This is a genomic window from Kitasatospora sp. NPDC034533, assembly GCF_055575155.1.
On sequence record NZ_JBVITE010000003.1, the window covers coordinates 171434 to 188100 of the forward strand.

The following is a 16667-nucleotide window of genomic DNA, read 5'->3' on the forward strand; positions in this document are numbered from 1 at the left end:
GGATCCGGATCGGGTCCGCACCGCCGGTGTCCGGGAGCACCGTTCGCTGATCTTGTTTCGAAGATCATCTTGTTGGAGACTGAGGCGATGTCAAACCTGCCGACCTTCGTCCTCGTCCACGGGGCCTTCGCGAACTCCTTCTCCTTCGCGCCGCTACAGGCCGAACTGGCCCTGCTCGGGCACCGCTCGGTGGCGGTCGACCTGCCGGGGCACGGGTTCGAGGCGACCTTCCCCGTGCCGTACCAGGCTCCCCAGGATCTCGGTGCGCTGGCCGCAGAGCCCGGCAGCATCAAGGGAGTCACGCTCGCCGACAACGCGGCCCGGGTGATCGAGGTCCTGGAGCGGGCCAAGCGGAACGGGCCCACCATCCTCGTCGGCCACAGCCGGGGCGGCGTCACCATCACCGCCGTCGCCAACGCCCGGCCCGATCTGATCGACCGGATCGTCTACGTCTCCGCCTGGTGCCCCGTCGACCTCGACGTGAACGACTACTACGCCCAGCCCGAGATGGCGGACGTCGACCCGGCCGCCTTCGCGGCCTCGCTCGTCGGCAACCCGGCCGAACTCGGTCTGCTCCGCGTCAACTTCCGCACCGCCGACCCGGCCGCGCTCGCCGGGTTCAAGGCGGCCTTCGCGGCCGATCTGACCGATGACGAGTTCCGCACCTTCCTGAACACCTTCCAGCCGGACGAGAACCTCGACGTCGGCACGTCCGACGACCGGGCGCAGGCGGCGACTTGGGGCCGGATCCCGAAGACCTATGTGCGTCTGGCCGCCGACGCCAGCATCCCGCCCGCCGCCGCGGACCGCATGATCCGTGAGGCCGACGCGCTCACCCCGGAGAACCCCTTCGACGTCCACACCCTGGAGGGCAGCCACCTCCGCTGGCTCGTCCACCCGCAGCCGGCCGCCGCGCTGCTGGCGGGTATCGCCGGCAGCTGACGGCCTGCCCGTTGTCGGGTGCGTGGGAAGTCGGCTCGGCCGACTTCCCGCGCACCCCCGCTGTCTCGCTCCGCCCCGTCACGGGCGTGGCGGGTCCGCCCGCAGGAGTCGGCCCGTGCCGGCGGTGAACTCGACGCCCTGGAAGGACGGGCCGGAGGCCACTTCGTGGAAGCCGAGGGCCCGGTGCAGGTCGAGGGAGGCGCGGTTCGCGGCGGAGACGAAGCACCAGGCGGCCGAGCCCCGTGCCCAGGCCCATGCCATCCGCCGGCGGGTCAGCAGCGTCGCGATGCCGCGGCGCCGCCAGCCGGGATCGACGGTGGCGCCGGTCAGGTAGCAGCCGGCCGGGGCGCCGTCCCCGGCGTGCTCGGGCAGGTACGTCGCGTTCGCGTACCCGACGGCCGTGCCGTCCACCTTCGCGGTGATCACCAGGCTGCGCTCATCGCGGAGCGCGCGGTGGATGCGGGCCGCCCAGTCGTCCGCGGAGCCGCCGCGTGCCCGGGTCTGGAGGGCGGCCAGGACCGGCACGTCCTCCTCGACCGCCTCCGTCACGATTACGGCCGCCGTCAGCGGAGTGGGCCGCTCGGCCGGGTTCGGGGCGTAGGCGGCGAACCCCGGATCCGTCCCCGCCATGTCGCCTCACTCCGAATGCTCGTCCGGATCGCCACGCTAGTGCGGGTGAGGTGGTCCCCGCCACCCCGGACGGGAGGGTGCGGGGCCGCTTGCGCCCCTGGTTGCTGGGCATGTGCCGACGGCGCAGGCTGGAAGGACCCAAGAGGTCCGGTTCCGCCCCGGGCCAGGAGGTGAGGTTCCGCGATGAGCAGGCTTGAGGAACAGATCACGATCGACGCCCCCGCGCAGGAGGTCTGGGGTCGGCTGCACGACATCGAGGGCTATTCGACGTTCATGGACAGCGTCCAGCGTGCTTATGCGCCCAGCAGCAACCGCGCCCATCTGGACGTGCGGGCCGGCGAGGTGCAGCGGGGGTTCGACGCCGTCCTCACCGACCACGGCAACGAGCAGGTCCTCGCCTGGGAGACGCAGGGCAGCCCGGAGCTCAAGGGCTCGCTCTCGGTGCGGTCGCTCGACCGTGACCACAGCGAGTTGCAGGTGCACGTGGAGTACGAGCCGCAGGCCATCCACGACACCTTCGGCGGCCCGAAGGGCATGGCCCAGGTGCACCGGATCGAGAACACCGTCCGGGGCGGCCTGGAGCAGTTCAAGAGCATGGTGGAGTCGGAGCGGTAGGACGACCGGAGCCGGTGAGCCGCCCGGGCCCCGACCACCGGTGCGGTCGGGGCCCGGGCGCGGTGGGGCCGGGGGAGGCTTTCCTCAGCCGGTCGTCGGCGAGGGCTCCATCGGCGGCGGATCGGGCGAGTAGCGGGCCCCACGGGCGTTTAAGTGGGCCAGGTGGTAGGTCACGCCGTCGAGGCGCAGCTCCATGGGCGGAGGATCGGTGACCAGGTGGGTCCGGCGTAGGTCGCCGTCCACCCGGGCCTCCAGCTTCGGGGCGTTCCAACTCCGCGCCCAGCTCTCCGCCTGTTCCCGCTGCCACAGGAAGCGGGCAGCGAGCTCGTGCTCCTCACCGGGCTCCGCCTGCGTCAACGCGCGCACCAGCGCCGGGCTGTAGACGGCCTTGACCCGGAAGTTCTCCAGGAACCGGCTCGGCATCACGATCCGGATGTAGCGACGGCTGTTGCCGCGGTGGCGTCCGGCCACGATGACGTTCTCACCGCCGTCGCCCCAGGCCGGCGGGGCGATCCACACCTTCGCCCCCGGCGCGAAGTGCCGCAGCCCCCTGCGGATCTCCAGCCCGCCTTCGCCGTGGCTGGTCTCCCGGGCGACATTGGCCACGAGGCAGACGCCCAGCGGCTTCGGTTCGGTTGCTTCCGTCATGGCAGCCATGATCGCTTGGGACGGGCGTGACGGCTCGGGATTTTCACGGTCAAGGACATCGAGGCGGGCGGTCGCGGCGACTTCGTCCAGGCGGACGTCAGTGGAGCGCCACGGCGGCCTGCACGTGGCGTTCAGCAACGCGGGCACGGTCACGACCTGGTGACCGGCGGCGGGGCGCGCCTGAGGCGGGCGACGACGGGGGCGCGCGGGTGTGAGCCGGAGGGGCGGCGCGGGACTGGCGCAACGTCAACTTGGTTGGTGGACTTGACCGTTCGCCTTCGCGGGGGAGGGGTCGGTGTCCGGTCGATGCGCCTTGTGGATCGTGTCGTAATCCACTGGCCGTCGGGCCCGTCCGGGGGGAAGCTGGGCGGCATGACGACAATTCTGATCACCGGGGCCAACAAGGGCCTGGGCCACGAGACCGCTCGCCGCCTGATCGCCGCGGGCCACACCGTCTACCTGGGAGCCCGCGACATCGAGCGGGGCACGGCCGCCGCGGCCGAACTCGGCGGCCGGTTCGTGCAACTCGACGTCACCGACGACGCGTCGGTGGCCGCCGCGGTGGCCACCGTCGAGGCCGCTGGAGAGGGCCTGGACGTCCTGGTCAACAACGCCGGGATCGAGGTGCGGTCACCGGAAGGCCGGATCATCGGCGCCGCCGAGCTGACCGCCGACGTGCTGCGGGAGGTGTTCGAGACCAACGTCTTCGGGCTGGTCCGGGTGACCCACGCGTTCCTGCCGCTGCTGGAGCGCTCCGCCGCCCCGGTCGTGGTCAATGTCAGCAGCCGCCTGGCTTCGCTGGCCCACGGGGGCCAGGGGTATCCGGGGGCCGCCTACCCGACGTCCAAGACGGCGGTCAACATGCTCACCGTGCAGTTCGCCAACGCGTTCCCGCAGATGCGGATCAACGCGGTGGAGCCTGGCTACACCGCGACGGACCTCAACCGGCACGAGGGCACTCAGACCGTGGAGGAGGGCGCCGAGATCATCGTCCGGATGGCCCAGGTGGGCAAGGACGGCCCGACCGGCGGCTACTTCGACGTGGCCGGCCCGCTGCCCTGGTAGGCGGCTCCGGGGCCCGGCACGCTCGTGATGCCGCTCCGCCGGGCTGGGCTCTGGCCGGGGCTATGCACAGGAAGTCGGCGGGGCCGACTTCCTGTGCACGGTGGGTGGGCATGAGGGCGCTTGGGGCCCGGGGTGTCGGGTGGGAGAGGGGGTGGTCCGGTGGTCGGTTACTCGGGGCGCTTCGGCGGAGGCTTCTGGGGGGCCGCCGCGAACGTGCTGGGCGAGGGCCCCGGCCGGGAAGCTTTTGAACTGACGCTCGTCGAAGGAGATGCGGTGCTGGGGTTGTTGGGCTTCTACGCCGGCTGGGCCTCGGCCGTGCCGTGGCGGTCGGCGGTGACCACGCTCGTGCCTGAACCGCGAGTCGTGATCAGCAGAGCGCGGTTCGAGGCGGAGGCGGCGGAGCAGGAGCGGGATCGGCTGCACGGCAGCGAGCCGCGGGTGGTCTAGTGGCTGCCGCTTCCGGGCTCTGGCGGGGGCGGGGGCGGTGCGCAGGAAGTCGGTGGGGTCGACTTTCCGCGCGTGCTGGAGGGCGTCCGGATCGGTGAGCAGGGGGCGGGGTCAGACCCGGTCGAGGGGGCGGTGCGGCTCGGCGGGGAGCTCCACCGTGATGGTGTCGCCCGGGCGCACCACGCCGCCCGCCTGGACGATGCCCATGACGCCCGCCTTGCGCACGATGTTCCCGGCCTCGTCGCGGCCGACGACCTGCTTCAGCAGCCCCTGCCGGAAGCCGTCGATCTGGAGGCAGGGGTTGCGCAGACCGGTGACCTCGACCACCGCCTCGCCGCCGATGCGCAGCAGCGCCCCGACGGGCAGGCCGAGCAGGTCGATGCCGCGCGTGGTGATGTTCTCGCCGAGGTCGCCGGCCGCCACCTCGAAGCCCGCCTCGCCGACCTCCGCGAAGAGTTCCTCGTGGATGAGGTGGACCTGGCGCAGGTTCGGCTGGGTGGGGTCCTGGGCCACCCGCGAGCGGTGCTTGACCGTGACGCCGGCGTGCGCGTCGCCCTCCACCCCGAGCCCGGCGAGCAAGGTGATGTCGGCCCGGTTGGTCTTGGTGAAGGAGTGCTCGCCCTGACTGCTGACCGCTGTGACCGTTCCGCTCATCCTGGGGACCCCCTGTCCGGTGGAGACGATTCGGCAGGAGCTTAGCCCGTGGCCTCGGCGCGCGGCAGGCACCGAATTCGGTGGTGACCGGTCGCTCGCCCCGGTCATCGTGGGCGCATGGGTGATCGTGCGAACTTCGTCGTCGTTCGGGAGAGCGGCGAGTACGAGCTGTACGTCTCGCGGTTCGGCGCGGTGGGGATCGACCTCGACCTGCTGGCCGGGCCGGTGGAGGCGCTCGCGATGGTCGAGCGGCTGGGAGCGGACGGCTGGTGGCTGGACGACGTTTTCTGCCAGGGCGCGGCGCTGATCGACCTCGGGCGCAGGGTGCTGCTCGTGTTCGCCACGGAGGGCCCGAGCGTGGTGATGCGCCACCGGGCTGCGGCTCTGGAGCTGTTGCGGGAGGCCTGGGCGGGGTGGGAGGTGCGGTGGGCGTACGACGGTCCGGCGGAGCTGCGGACGTACCTGGGACTGGACCCCGAGGACGTTCGCGACCGTGATGGTGGCGTCCTCGTCGGCGAGTTGCTGGAGCCGGACGCCGAGGACGCGGCGGATCCGGAGCCGATGGTCGCGGTGGTGACGGTCGGCCCGGACCGCTGCTACCTGGTGGCGAACGTCGCCGACCACCCGGTCCGAGAAGGGCCTTCGCTGCTCGACCGGCTGGCGGGCGGCCCGGAGCACGGGGTGTGCCGGGTGCCGGCTGAAGCCGGGGTCCACATCGATCCGCTGCGGCGGGTGGTGAGTTGGTGGGTGCTCGGGGCGTCGGCGGAGGCGTACGAGGTGCCGCAGCGGTGGCCGGGCTGGAGGGTGGAGTTCCGGCAGGACCGCTGGGAGGAGCACGTCCGGCTCTCCGGCGGCCGGTTCCAGCCGCCGCCGGTCGATCACGAGCGGGCACTGGCCGAGGTCCGGGCGGCGGTCGAGCGGCGACGGGAGACGCGGACGCGCTCGTAGGAGGGCCCTCAGGTGCGGGTGGCTTGGGTGCGGCAGTGGGTGAGGGCGTAGGTGATGCGGGTGTCGGGGTTGGGGGTGGTGGTGAGGAGTTCGCCGGCCTGGATGAGGGTGGTCCAGTACTGAACCGGGTTGCCGGTGCGGGGGAGGGGGTTGGTGGTGGTGAGGGAGAGGTAGGCGGTGGTGAGGTTGCCGGTGGTGAACCAGCGCTGGAGGCCGTGGTGGTGGCCGGGGCGGAGACCGCCGTGGGCGTCGATGGCGGTCAGGAGGTGGGCGACGACGGTGCGTTCGGTGGGGGTGAGCTGCTTGGGGACGTCGAAGACGCCGAGGGCTTCGAGGAGTTCGCCGGTGTCGGCTTCGGAGTCGGGTTGGGGGTCGGCGAGGAGGGCGTCGTGGCAGTCGTCGAGGCGGCGGGTGATGTCGGTCTGCGGGATGCCGAGGGCGAGGCAGACGGCTTGGGCGACGGGGCGGGGCTGGTGCCCGAGGCGGGCGAGGAGGGCGTAGGTGGCGGCGGGGGTGGCGCCGCGCGAGAGGGTGTGGCGGGCGAGGGCGGTGAGGTGCATGGGGGTTCGGGCTTTCAGGCGGTGGTGAGGGTGGTGGGGGTGGGGGCGATGACGGCCCAGACGAGTTTGCCGATGCCGCAGGGGCGGGGGGAGTGGCCCCAGCGTTGGGCGAGTTGGTTGACGAGGTGGAGGCCGCGTCCGTGTTCGTCGTCCGGTCCGGGGGATCGGGGGGTGGGGTGGTTGGTGCCGGCGTCGTGGACTTCGAGGCGCAGGTGGCTGTGGACGAGGGCGAAGCGGATCTCGATGTGGCGGTCGTCGTCGGCGTCGGAGTGCTGGACGGCGTTGGCGAAGAGTTCGGTGAGGAGGAGTTCGGCGGTGTCGGTGTAGTGGTGGCCGGTGGGGAGTCCGGAGAGGTAGGCGCGGAGCAGGTAGCGGGCGAGGGGCGCGGATTCGGGGCGGGCGTCGAGGCGGGCGACGAAGGCGCGGGGACGTCGGCGGGTGATCAGCATGGGGGGACCTCGGGGCGTGAGGGGGGCGTGCGAAAGGAGCGCACATTCACGCTGCGCGAGCAGATGATTGCGTTCCGGTGACAATCATCGTGGTGCGGGAGTTACGGTGGCGACCGAAACACTGTGTGGAGACCCACAGCACCTGAGGGGGATTTACGTGGCACATCGGCGCCTTGGGGCCGGGCCGACGGGGAGCCCGGCGGAGTTGTTCGGCGAAGCGGTCCGCTACGCGCGTGAGCGGGCTGGCTATACGCAGGGGCAGTTGGGCAAGCTGCTGCACCTCGACCGGACGGTGATCACGCGGTTCGAGAGTGGCAGTAGGCCGATGGACCGGGAGACCGTGGAGAAGGTCGACGAGCTCTTGGCCATGGGAGGCCTGCTGGTCCGGCTGTGGGAGCGCGTGGACTGGCAGGCCGATATCGAAAGCCCGAACTGGTTCGAGAAGTTCACGGATCTGGAGGCAGAGGCTCTGGCGGTCCGGGTGATTCAGTTCAACCGAATCAATGGCCTCTTGCAGTGCGAAGAGTATGTTCGCGCGATGATGAGCACGGGATGGGCTCGGAACAACCCGAAGCTCTACACGGAGCTGGTCGACGGTCGATTGAACAGGCAGGGCCGCTACTTGGTTCCTGATGGCCCGACACTCCTGGTGGTGCTCGATGAGAGCGCCATCCGGACCGTCATCGGCGGCCCCGGTGTGATGCGGCGACAGATGGAGCACCTTCTGGCGGTGACCGAGCGCTCGAACATCGTTGTCGAGGTGCTGCCGTTCGGCCGCCTGCTGCCGACAATCTTGGCGACATCCATGGTGCTGATGCTGCTGCCGGACGGGAGGGAGTGGGTGTACTCGGAGAGCCTGTACCGTGGGCACTTCAGTGACGCCCCGGCAGTTGTCGAGCGGTCCAGGCGGGACTTCGACGTGGTGCGCTCTGTTGTGCTTCCACCAGGGGAGTCGCGGGCCCTGATCACCGATGCAATGGAGGAGTACCGCTTTGCGGAACGTCGATCTGAAAACGGCCACCTGGTGCAAGAGCAGCTACAGCGGAGACAATGGAGCCGAGTGCATCGAGGCGGCCCTTGGATTCCTTCCCGACTTCGTCCCCGTCCGTGACTCCAAGGACCCCAACGGCCCGGCCCTCGTCTTCCCCGCCGCCGCCTGGGACTCCTTCATCTCCGCAGTCCGGCAAGCCGAGTTCCCGGCCTAGAACCGGCCGGCGGGCAGCCCACCGTCAGACCCGGTCGATACCGTGCGGGCCATGACCGCACTGGCGCTGGTGGCACGTCTGTCGACCGATGGTGGCCCTCCCGTTCACGAACTCGTCCCTCATCCTCGGCTACCGCTGGCAGCCGGGGCGGCCAAGGGGGGCCGGGTGGTCCAAATCTGGGAGTGGGGCGGCGGCGCGTTGCGCGAGGTCGGTTCCGTCGAGTTGGGGCCGGCGGCTGAGTGGGAGGCCGCTGATCAGTGGCGGTCGTGGGCGGTTCCGCCGATGGCTTGGCATCCGGAGCGGCCGGTGCTGGTGGTGGCGGACGCGGGCTCGTTGACATGGTGGGAGCCCGGCGGACCGCCGGTTTGTGAGCAGGTACCGGCCACCTACCACCACGTGGCCTTCAGTCCCGACGGGCGCGCGTTGTGGGCCAAGCCGTCCGGCGAGGTATCGGACGGGCGCGATCTCGGGAACGGAGCCGTCGTTCGGGGCCCGTACTGGGACACGGGGATCGGTGTCCATCCGTCCGGTGAACTGGTGGCCACGCTGGTCAGCGATCAGGCCGCCACCTTCTGCCTGTTCGCCAGGCCCGGGACGGTGATGCGGCAGGTGCGGCACGCTCTGGCCCTCGTGGCCGACGGATACGGCACCCCGCTGTTCAGCGCGGACGGGCGGCACCTCGCCGTGCGGGGGAACGCCTACGCCGACTCGCTGGACGTCTTCGCGTTCCCGTCCCTGCGGCAGGTGCTGACGAGGACGCTCACCGAGGACCCGTCCGAGCCGTGGCCGTGCGACAGCCTCGTCTGGGACGCCGCCCGGCCCGGCGTGATGTGGATCGGCACGTCCACCGGCTCGCTGCTCGAACTCGACGTCGAGACGCGGGAGACCATCGAACATCCCTCCCCGACCGGTGCGCCGGTCTCCGTGCTGGCCGCCGCCGGGCACGGCGAGCTGCTGGTAGCCGATGCGGACGGCGGGCTCGCCCTGCTGGCGGTCGGGCATGCGGCAGCAGCAGCGGCTGCGGTGCCGGCCGGGCCGAACGATGACGTCGCGGAGTTCCTGGCCGGGACGGAAGAGCTGCCGTCGGCGGGCGAGTTGGCGGACCTCCTGGTGTTCGCCGACGGCAACGGAGGCTGGGAACCGGAGGAGTCCGGCACCGGCGACCGGGCCACTCCGCAGGGAAGTCAGGCCAGCGGCGGTTCGGGCACCTCGTAGAGGTACTCCTCGACGGCGGCGATCAGCCCGCCCTCGAACCGGAAGTGCGCGGTGGCGTGGACCCGGCTGCGGACCCCGTCGATCCCCACCAGGTGCAGGACGTGCTGCTGGAGCACCTCATCGGGCTTGTGGAAGCGGCGCACCACCTCGAAGCGCACGCTCTCGACGCCGGCGAAGAACTCGGCGATGTGCTCGATCCGCTTCTCGATCGTCCGCGTGCCCGCGCCGTCGTTCTGCCACACCGTGGCGTCAGCCGTGCACAGCGCCCGGAGCCCGGCCAAGTCCCCCGCCTCCATCACCCGCAGGGTCGCATCCACCTTCTCGCCGAGGTCCACCACAGTCGGTCTCCATTCCGTAGGTCAGAGCAAACCGAGGCCGCGCAGATCGCTGACGTACTTGGCGACCAGCGGGGGAACCAGCCGGGGCACCTCCCCGATCCCCGCTGCGCGCACGGCCTCCTGGAAGCGCGGTGCCGGAGCGGGACCGCCCTCTGCCGGCCGCTCGAAGGCGTGCAGCAGCGGCAGTACCGAGTGGGTGCGCTGCCGCTCCGGCAGTGCGCGGACCGCCGTGGTGAACCGGCCGAACCACTCCTGGTAGTCGTCGATGCGCCGGATCGGGTGGCCCGCCTCGATGAGCCAGTCCACGAAGGTGTCCAGTGACGCACCGTCCTCGTGCGGGTTCGACGCGTTGAACGTACGGTAGCCGCCCGGCGAAGAGGTGCCAAGAGCGGTGACGGCCTCGGCAAGGAAGTCGACGGGCAGGCCGTCGTAGTGCGTGGGAGCACCGCGCTGGAAGGAGCCCGGCGCGAGCCCGGTGGCCACCACGCTGAGCAGCAGCCGGGTGAGCACGTCGGGCACGTTCACCTGCCCCGGGTAACGGCTGTGCGCGAGGATCATGCCCGAGCGGAAGGTGGTCACCGGCAGGCCGTACCGCTCGTGCGCCTCCCGCAGCAGCACCTCGCCGGCCCACTTGGCGGCGGCGTACCCGTCGGCGTACCCGCCACCGCCGATGCCCCGGCGCGGGAGCGTCTCGCGGACGTCGGCGTCCTCGTCGAGGACGGACGGTCCGGCGGCGCCGCGCACCGCCACGGTGGACAGGTAACTCACGGGCTTGAGCCGCTCGGTGAGCGCCAGCCGGACCACTTCGGCGGTGCCCGCCACATTGGGGCCGAACAGCTCGCCGTACGGCAGCACGTGGTTGACCAGGGCGGCCGGGTGGACGACCAGGTCCACCGACTCGGCCAGCCCCTGCCAGGTCGCCCCGTCCATGCCCAGGCGCGGTTCGGCGAGGTCCCCGGGGAGGACGGTGAGCGTCCCGGCGGACAACTCCTGGTACAGCAGCGAGAGTTCGCCGCCGTCGCCGAAGGACCGGGCGAGCCGGCCGGCCGCGTCGGCCGGATCGCCGCCCCGGACCAGGCAGATCAGCCGCCCGCCGGACGGGCCCAGGCGGCGCAGCCACTCCAGGCACAGGAACCGGCCGAGGAACCCGTTGGCGCCGGTGAGCAGCACGGTCCGGGGGTGCGGTTCGGGGCCCGGCAGGCCCGGTGCGGCGGCCAGCACCGGGGCGTCGACGAACCGGTCGAGGGTGAGGTCGCGGGCGTGCAGCTCGGCCGCGCCGGCGCCGTGCACGGACGCGGCGGTGGGCCGAGTGACGGCGGTGGGCCGAACGGCGGTGGTTTCGGCGGTGGTGGTGGCGGTTCCGGTGGCGGCGGGGACCCGCCGGGCCTCGATGTAGGCGGCCACCCCGGCCAGGTCGGTGGCCGGAGAGATCACGACGCCGACCGGCACCTCGACGTCCAGGACCTCCCGGAGGAGGGTGGTGAAGGTCAGCGCGGAGAGGGAGTCGCCGCCCAGGTCGGTGAACCGGACGCCGCCGTGGGCGCCGGCGTCACCGTCGATGTCACCGTCGGCGTCGGCACCGGCCCGGCCCAGGACGGCGCGCACGGCCCGTTCCACCGTCTCGCGGACCGGCCGGTCCGCGCCCGCGCGGCGCAACTCCCGCAGCTGCCGGTCCTGTTCGTCGGCGAGTTCGGCGTAGCGCCGCTCCAGGGCCGGGCCGTAGCGCTCCACCAGCCTGGGGCGCAGCGGCTTGTGGCTGTCGGAGAGCAGGCCGTTCGCCGGGCTGAACGGCTCGGTCTCGATCAGGACGTCGCGGGGCACCTCGTACGGGTGGAGGCCGTTCTCCCTCGCGGTGCGCCGCAGTTCGGCCTCGACCAGCCGCCTGAGCTCCTCCGGGCTGCCGTCGGCGCGCGCCAGCGCGTCCGCCGTCGGCACCACCACGGCGAGCAGGTGGGAGCGCTCGCTGTTGCCGTACACGAAGACCTGCCGCACCAGCGGGCTGCCGAGGAAGACGCCCTCCAGGCGGGAGACGGTGACGAACTCGCCCTGGGAGAGCTTGAGCACGTCCTTGGTGCGGCCGACGCAGACCAGCCGGTCCGGGCCGATCTCGGCCATGATGTCGCCGGTGCGGTAGTAGCCGTCCTCGTCGAAGACGGCGGCGGTGAGCTCGGGCCGCCGGTAGTAGCCGGGGATGACGGCGCTGGTGCGGAGCAGCAACTCGCCGCGCGGGTGCGGTCGGTCGGTGCGGTAGAAGCCCAACTCCGGGACGTCGGCGAGCCGGTAGTCGATCACCGGCGGTCGCTGCACCACGGTGTCGAGCAGCACCCCGCCGGCCTCGGTGGAGCCGTAGCCGGTGTACAGGTGCAGGCCGAGGCAGGACTCGACGAACTCGGCGACCTCGGCGGACAGCGGGGCCGTCCCGCAGAAGGCCTTGGCCACCCGCCCGCCGAGGAAGGTCTCCCGCAGCTGCTTCTTCACCGCCGCGTCCGCGTCGCCGGGCTCGCCCGTCCAGCGGCCGAGTTCGATCCGGTACTGCTGGAAGAGCATGTCGGCGACGCGGGGGACCATGGTCAGCTCGGTGGGCCTTACCAGCGCGATGTCCTCGAACAGGCAGGAGAGGTCGCTGCGGGCGGTGAAGCAGCCCAGGCCGCCCCGGGCCAGGGTGCCGAGGACCGACATCCGGCCGGCGTTGTGGCTCTGCGGCATGTAGTGGACCACGACCGACGGCACGTCGGCGGGCCCGTAGACGAATCCCCACCAGGCGTTGCGGGCCAGCCGCTGGGGGTACATCGCGCCCTTGGGGGCCCCGGTGCTGCCGGAGGTGTAGAGGAGCAGGGCGAGCGGGTCCTCGCCGGGGGCGGGGACGTACAGCGGGGGCTCGGGCAGCAGGGCGCCGCGCTCGACCGCCGCGCCGAGCGTGTCGAGGGCGGTGGCGGCGCCGGCCTCGGCCAGTCGCCGCCCGGCGGCCTCGAACGCCGCTCGGTGGTCCGGGAGTTCGGGGTGGTAGTCGAAGACCACGAGGCGGCGGACGGTCGGCTGGGCGAGGGCCGCGGCGACGGCGGTGTCCAGCCGTTCCAGGCTGGTGGCCAGGACCAGCGGCTCGGTCTCCGCGACGATCGGCGCCAGCTGGGCGAGCGGCGCGCTGGCGTGCAGCGGCACCGAGACCAGGCCCAGGTGGACGCAGGCGAGGTCGAGGACGGCGTAGTCGGTGCTGCTGAAGCCGAGCACGCAGACCCTGTCCCCGGCGGCCAGCCGGTAGCCGGGCTCCCGCGCCCAGGCGCCGGCGAGCGCCCGGACCCGTGCCCACAACTCCCGGTAGCTGATGGTCTCGAAGCGTGGCAGCAGCTGCCCGGTCGTCCGGTCGCGGGCGCGTTCGCCGAGGGCCGGCCGGTCCGGGTACGCCGCCATGACGGTGGCCATGATCTCGGCCGGACTCGTCGCCGGATCGGCGAGCGCGGCCAGGACGGCCTCAGACCGGCCGGTGCCGTCCGGGCCTTGCCGGTTCCCCTCGGCGGGCGTCACCAGGCGACCGGCAGGGACTCGGCCCCGCGGATGAGGCGTTCCGTCCGCCACTCGATCCGCTCGGGGGCGACGGCCAGGTGCAGGCCCGGCAGGCGGCGGACCAGGGAGTCGAGCGCGGTGCGCAGCTCCATCCTGGCGAGCTGGGCGCCCAGGCAGTGGTGGATGCCGTGCCCGAAGGTGACGTGCGGGGCGGCGTTGCGGTGGAAGTCGATCCGCTCGGGCTCCTCGAACACCTCCGGATCGCGGTTGGCCAGGCCGAGTTCGGCGACCACCGCGTCGCCCGCGCGGATCGTCCGGCCGTCGAGCTCGACGTCCTCCAGGGCGATCCGGGTGAATCCGGCGGTGGCGCTGATCGGGACGACGCGGGAGAGCTCCTCCACCGCGTCGGGGATCAGGCCCGGGTCGGCCACCAACTGCCGCCACAACTCCGGCTGGGCGAGCAGGGTGTAGACGAAGTTGCCGATCTGGTTGGCGGTGGCCTCCTGGCCGGCGGACAGCAGGCTGACCCCGAGGCCGACCAGCTCCTCCTCGGTGAGCCGGTTCTCCTCGTCCTCGATGGAGGCGAGTTCGCCGAGCAGGTCGGAGGTGGGGTGGACGCGGCGCTCGGCGATGAGGCCGGCCAGGTAGTCGTTGAGGTGGTCGCGGTCGCGGGCGGACAGCTCCGGGTCGGAGAGGGTCAGCAGGCCGTCCACCCAGGAGTTGAACCGGTCGCGGTCGGCGACCGGCACCCCGAGCAGCTCGCAGATCACCGTGACCGGGAGCGGCCAGGTCAGCGACTTGGTCAGGTCGGCCGGCGAGCCGGAGTCGATCATGGCGTCCAGCAGGTCGTCGACGATCTCCTGGGCGCGCGGCCGCAGGGCCTCGACCCGGCGGACGGTGAACGGGTTGGCCACCCGGCGGCGGAGCCGGGTGTGCTCGGGCGGGTCCATGCTCAGCATCGAGGTGCGGGGGAGCCCGGCGGAGACGGTGCGGGGCACGTGGTCGCCCACCGCCTCGGCGCGGCTGAACCGGGGGTCGGCCAGCACGGTGCGGACGTCGGCGTGGCGGGTGACCAGCCAGGCGTCCCCGCCGAACGGCAGACGGACCCTCAGCACGGGCCGGCGGCGGCAGACCGCGGCCAGCTCCGGGTCGATGTCGAGCCGGTGCGTGGGGCCGAACGGATAGGCGCGGGGCCCGTCGTCCGTGGCGGTCATGGTGTCAGTCCTTCCGGTCCCGGGGGCGGTCACAGTGCCGCGATCCGCCCGCCGTCGATGACGAGGTTGCTGCCGGTGATCCAGGAGGCGCGCGGGGAGACCAGGAAACCGACGGCCTCGGCGATGTCGTCGACGCGTCCGATCCGGCCGAGCGGGATTCCCTCGGCCCAGTCCGCCGTGTCCGTCGTGCCGAAGTAGTCGGCGATCGCGTCCCGGGCCTCGTCCGCGCCCGGGGTCATGACGTTTCCGGGGGAGAGCGCGACGACGCGGATTCCGTCCGGGGCCAGTTCCGTCGCCAGCCCCTTGTGGTAGACCTCCAGGGCGGCTTTCGCGGCGGCGTAGTGCAGGATCACCGGATAGGACGAGACGGTGGCGATCGACGACATGTGGACGATGACGCCGCCACCGCCGGAACGCATTGCGGGCACCAGCGCGGAATTGAGCCGGACGGCGGCCAGGAAATTGATGTCCACGGTGTACTGCCAGTCCTTCTCGATGTCCAGCGCGCTCTGGAAGGACCGGCAGCCGCCGGCGTTGTTGACCACGATGTCGACGCCGTCGAGGACGCCCAGCGCGGTGTCGGCGAAGGCGCGGACGCCGTCCGGGGTGCTGAGGTCGGACGCTACGAAGGTGCTCTCCGGCGGGGTGTCCTCGGCCGGTTTGCGGGCGGTGGTGACGACGGTGGCGCCGGACTCCAGCAGTTTGCGTGCGATGGCGGCGCCGATGCCGCGACTTCCTCCGGTGACCACCGCGCGCTTTCCGGCCAATTCCCGCTCCACTCGGTCGCGCCGCCTTCCCTGCGTCGGAAAACCTGTCCGCGGCGCTTTCCGGCGCGTATTCGAGGCGAATACTCGCGGAATCGAAACGGCGGCGCGGAGCCACTGTCGACCACTATCGACGAGGGCCTTCCGCATGGTCAAGACGATTGTGTCGATGCGGTGGATCGCCTTGTGCGGTGCAGTTGCTCGGGGCAGTTGTGCGGTGCAGTCGCGACGTGCGGTTCGCGGTGCGGAGAACAGGTGGGCCGTTCTGGACGGCGGAAGCGGCGCCGCAGATAATGCTCGGTATTCGGCGAGCCGGAATCGGCCGGCGAAATCGGGAGGAACAATGGCGAGGTTGGCGGAACCGTTCACCGTGGGCGATCTGACGGTCCCGAACCGGATCGTGATGGCGCCGATGACCAGGATGAAGTCCCCGGGAGGGGTGCCGGGCCCGGACGTCGCGGAGTACTACGCCCGGCGTGCGGCCCACCGGGTGGGGCTGATCGTCACTGAGGGGACCTACATCGACCGGCCCGCCGCCGCGGCCTTCGACGGGGTGCCGCACTTCCACGGCGAGGCGGCCCTGGCGGGCTGGGCCCGGGTGGTGGAGCGGGTGCACGCGGCCGGCGGCCGGATCATCCCGCAGCTGTGGCACACCGGGGTCCAGCGCCCGGGCGCCGAGGCCTCCGCCGAGGGGCCGTCCGGGATCGGGCTGGACGGCGGCCCGCTGGGCCGGGCGATGAGCCAGCAGGACATCGACGACACCGTGGCCGGGTTCGCCCGGGGCGCCGCGGACGCCGAGCGGCTGGGCTTCGACGGCATCGAACTCCACGGCGCCCACGGCTACCTGATCGACGACTTCCTGTGGAGCGGCACCAACCGGCGCACCGACGGCTACGGCGGCGACCCGGCCTCCCGGGCCCGGTTCGCGGCCGAGATCGTGGGGGCCGTCCGGGCGGCGGTCGGCCCGGGGTTCCCGGTCTTCTTCCGGCTGTCCCAGTGGAAGGTCAACCACTACGAGGCCCGCATCGCGGAGAGCCCGCAGGAGCTGGAGCAGCTGCTGACCCCGCTGGCCGACGCGGGCGTGGACGCCTTCCACGCCTCCACCCGGCGCTACTGGCAGCCCGAGTTCGAGGGCAGCGCGCTCAACCTGGCCGGCTGGGCGCGCAAGCTCACCGGCAAGCCGGCCGTGACGGTCGGCTCGGTCGGTCTGGACCGCCAGTACGGCGAGGGCTCGTTCACCGAGGGCTTCACCCGGGCCGCCGGGCTGACCGGCATCGAGGGGCTGGTCGAGCGCCTGGAGCGCGACGAGTTCGACCTGGTCGCCGTCGGCCGGCCGCTGCTGGCCAACCCCGACTGGGCGGAGCGGGCGCTCGACGGCGACCTGGCGGGGGCGGTGCCGTACGACCCTTCGGTGCTGAAGACGCTCGTCTGACGCGGAGACGGACGGAGGCCGGGCCCCGCGGCGAGTGCCG

The 16667-nt window shown here is 72.3% G+C and carries 18 protein-coding genes; 9 read left to right on the forward strand and 9 right to left on the reverse strand.

What is annotated here, in order from left to right; all coding sequences use genetic code 11:
* Positions 1–87: 87 nt before the first annotated feature.
* A complete protein-coding gene (locus tag ACZ55U_RS03755) occupies positions 88–942 on the forward strand; it encodes an alpha/beta fold hydrolase (protein ID WP_465522051.1) in 855 nt (284 codons plus the stop codon).
* A gap of 78 nt (positions 943–1020) precedes the next feature.
* On the opposite strand, the gene ACZ55U_RS03760 is transcribed toward ACZ55U_RS03755, so the two are convergent.
* Positions 1021–1572: a GNAT family N-acetyltransferase gene (locus ACZ55U_RS03760; protein WP_465522053.1), complete on the reverse strand. Its 552-nt coding sequence runs from the start codon at positions 1570–1572 to the stop codon at positions 1021–1023.
* Between the two features lie 183 nt (positions 1573–1755).
* On the opposite strand from ACZ55U_RS03760, the gene ACZ55U_RS03765 reads away from it, so the two are divergent.
* Complete coding sequence (locus ACZ55U_RS03765) at positions 1756–2187, forward strand: SRPBCC family protein (protein WP_465522055.1); 432 nt, start codon at positions 1756–1758, stop codon at positions 2185–2187.
* 84 nt (positions 2188–2271) lie between these two features.
* Here the strand turns inward: ACZ55U_RS03765 and ACZ55U_RS03770 are convergent, their stop codons facing one another.
* Positions 2272–2835 carry a hypothetical protein gene (locus tag ACZ55U_RS03770; RefSeq protein WP_465522057.1) on the reverse strand — a complete coding sequence of 188 codons (564 nt, stop codon included), beginning with the start codon at positions 2833–2835 and terminating at the stop codon, positions 2272–2274.
* Positions 2836–3207: 372 nt separating this feature from the next.
* Between ACZ55U_RS03770 and ACZ55U_RS03775 the strand changes: the two genes are divergently transcribed.
* Positions 3208–3900, forward strand: coding sequence for an SDR family NAD(P)-dependent oxidoreductase (locus ACZ55U_RS03775; protein ID WP_465522059.1), 693 nt, complete (start codon positions 3208–3210; stop codon positions 3898–3900).
* Positions 3901–4059: 159 nt separating this feature from the next.
* Positions 4060–4347, forward strand: coding sequence for a hypothetical protein (locus tag ACZ55U_RS03780; protein ID WP_465522061.1), 288 nt, complete (start codon positions 4060–4062; stop codon positions 4345–4347).
* Positions 4348–4458: 111 nt separating this feature from the next.
* On the opposite strand, the gene ACZ55U_RS03785 is transcribed toward ACZ55U_RS03780, so the two are convergent.
* Positions 4459–5001 carry an MOSC domain-containing protein gene (locus tag ACZ55U_RS03785; RefSeq protein ID WP_465522063.1) on the reverse strand — a complete coding sequence of 181 codons (543 nt, stop codon included), beginning with the start codon at positions 4999–5001 and terminating at the stop codon, positions 4459–4461.
* 117 nt (positions 5002–5118) lie between these two features.
* Between ACZ55U_RS03785 and ACZ55U_RS03790 the strand changes: the two genes are divergently transcribed.
* Positions 5119–5949, forward strand: a complete 831-nt coding sequence (locus tag ACZ55U_RS03790) for a hypothetical protein (RefSeq protein WP_465522065.1) — start codon at positions 5119–5121, stop codon at positions 5947–5949.
* A gap of 8 nt (positions 5950–5957) precedes the next feature.
* On the opposite strand, the gene ACZ55U_RS03795 is transcribed toward ACZ55U_RS03790, so the two are convergent.
* Both ACZ55U_RS03795 and ACZ55U_RS03800 read right to left on the reverse strand, forming a co-directional pair.
* A complete protein-coding gene (locus tag ACZ55U_RS03795) occupies positions 5958–6509 on the reverse strand; it encodes a hypothetical protein (protein WP_465522067.1) in 552 nt (183 codons plus the stop codon).
* A gap of 14 nt (positions 6510–6523) precedes the next feature.
* Entirely contained in the window at positions 6524–6958 is a 435-nt protein-coding gene (locus tag ACZ55U_RS03800; RefSeq protein ID WP_465522069.1) for an ATP-binding protein, read from the reverse strand.
* 157 nt (positions 6959–7115) lie between these two features.
* Between ACZ55U_RS03800 and ACZ55U_RS03805 the strand changes: the two genes are divergently transcribed.
* The 3 genes from ACZ55U_RS03805 to ACZ55U_RS03815 all read left to right on the forward strand — a co-directional run bounded on the left by ACZ55U_RS03805 (position 7116) and on the right by ACZ55U_RS03815 (position 9378).
* Positions 7116–8069, forward strand: coding sequence for a helix-turn-helix domain-containing protein (locus tag ACZ55U_RS03805; RefSeq protein WP_465522071.1), 954 nt, complete (start codon positions 7116–7118; stop codon positions 8067–8069).
* Positions 8023–8163, forward strand: a complete 141-nt coding sequence (locus ACZ55U_RS03810) for a DUF397 domain-containing protein (protein WP_465522230.1) — start codon at positions 8023–8025, stop codon at positions 8161–8163. The genes ACZ55U_RS03805 and ACZ55U_RS03810 overlap by 47 nt, the downstream gene beginning before the upstream one ends.
* 537 nt (positions 8164–8700) lie before the next feature.
* Entirely contained in the window at positions 8701–9378 is a 678-nt protein-coding gene (locus tag ACZ55U_RS03815; RefSeq protein WP_465522073.1) for a hypothetical protein, read from the forward strand.
* Here ACZ55U_RS03815 and ACZ55U_RS03820 read toward each other — a convergent pair.
* Genes ACZ55U_RS03820 through ACZ55U_RS03835 form a run of 4 tightly spaced genes read right to left on the reverse strand, consistent with a single transcriptional unit; the run spans position 9348 to position 15198 of the window.
* Positions 9348–9716, reverse strand: coding sequence for a nuclear transport factor 2 family protein (locus ACZ55U_RS03820; protein ID WP_465522075.1), 369 nt, complete (start codon positions 9714–9716; stop codon positions 9348–9350). The two genes, ACZ55U_RS03815 and ACZ55U_RS03820, sit on opposite strands and share 31 nt — an antisense overlap.
* 21 nt (positions 9717–9737) lie before the next feature.
* Positions 9738–13238: a carboxylic acid reductase gene (gene car / locus ACZ55U_RS03825; protein WP_465522077.1), complete on the reverse strand. Its 3501-nt coding sequence runs from the start codon at positions 13236–13238 to the stop codon at positions 9738–9740.
* Positions 13235–14431 carry a cytochrome P450 gene (locus ACZ55U_RS03830; RefSeq protein WP_465522079.1) on the reverse strand — a complete coding sequence of 399 codons (1197 nt, stop codon included), beginning with the start codon at positions 14429–14431 and terminating at the stop codon, positions 13235–13237. The genes car and ACZ55U_RS03830 overlap by 4 nt, the downstream gene beginning before the upstream one ends.
* Positions 14432–14460: 29 nt before the next feature.
* Complete coding sequence (locus ACZ55U_RS03835; RefSeq protein ID WP_465522081.1) at positions 14461–15198, reverse strand: oxidoreductase; 738 nt, start codon at positions 15196–15198, stop codon at positions 14461–14463.
* Between the two features lie 340 nt (positions 15199–15538).
* On the opposite strand from ACZ55U_RS03835, the gene ACZ55U_RS03840 reads away from it, so the two are divergent.
* Positions 15539–16627, forward strand: a complete 1089-nt coding sequence (locus ACZ55U_RS03840) for an NADH:flavin oxidoreductase (protein WP_465522082.1) — start codon at positions 15539–15541, stop codon at positions 16625–16627.
* Positions 16628–16667 lie beyond the last annotated feature (40 nt).

Excerpts from the sequence above, each read along its gene's own strand:
- ACZ55U_RS03755 (WP_465522051.1), top strand. The coding sequence starts at position 88 with ATGTCAAACCTGCCGACCTTCGTCCTCGTCCACGGGGCCTTCGCGAAC.
- ACZ55U_RS03760 (WP_465522053.1), bottom strand. The coding sequence starts at position 1,572 with ATGGCGGGGACGGATCCGGGGTTCGCCGCCTACGCCCCGAACCCGGCC.
- ACZ55U_RS03765 (WP_465522055.1), top strand. The coding sequence starts at position 1,756 with ATGAGCAGGCTTGAGGAACAGATCACGATCGACGCCCCCGCGCAGGAG.
- ACZ55U_RS03770 (WP_465522057.1), bottom strand. The coding sequence starts at position 2,835 with ATGACGGAAGCAACCGAACCGAAGCCGCTGGGCGTCTGCCTCGTGGCC.
- ACZ55U_RS03775 (WP_465522059.1), top strand. The coding sequence starts at position 3,208 with ATGACGACAATTCTGATCACCGGGGCCAACAAGGGCCTGGGCCACGAG.
- ACZ55U_RS03785 (WP_465522063.1), bottom strand. The coding sequence starts at position 5,001 with ATGAGCGGAACGGTCACAGCGGTCAGCAGTCAGGGCGAGCACTCCTTC.
- ACZ55U_RS03790 (WP_465522065.1), top strand. The coding sequence starts at position 5,119 with ATGGGTGATCGTGCGAACTTCGTCGTCGTTCGGGAGAGCGGCGAGTAC.
- ACZ55U_RS03795 (WP_465522067.1), bottom strand. The coding sequence starts at position 6,509 with ATGCACCTCACCGCCCTCGCCCGCCACACCCTCTCGCGCGGCGCCACC.
- ACZ55U_RS03800 (WP_465522069.1), bottom strand. The coding sequence starts at position 6,958 with ATGCTGATCACCCGCCGACGTCCCCGCGCCTTCGTCGCCCGCCTCGAC.
- ACZ55U_RS03830 (WP_465522079.1), bottom strand. The coding sequence starts at position 14,431 with ATGACCGCCACGGACGACGGGCCCCGCGCCTATCCGTTCGGCCCCACG.
- ACZ55U_RS03840 (WP_465522082.1), top strand. The coding sequence starts at position 15,539 with ATGGCGAGGTTGGCGGAACCGTTCACCGTGGGCGATCTGACGGTCCCG.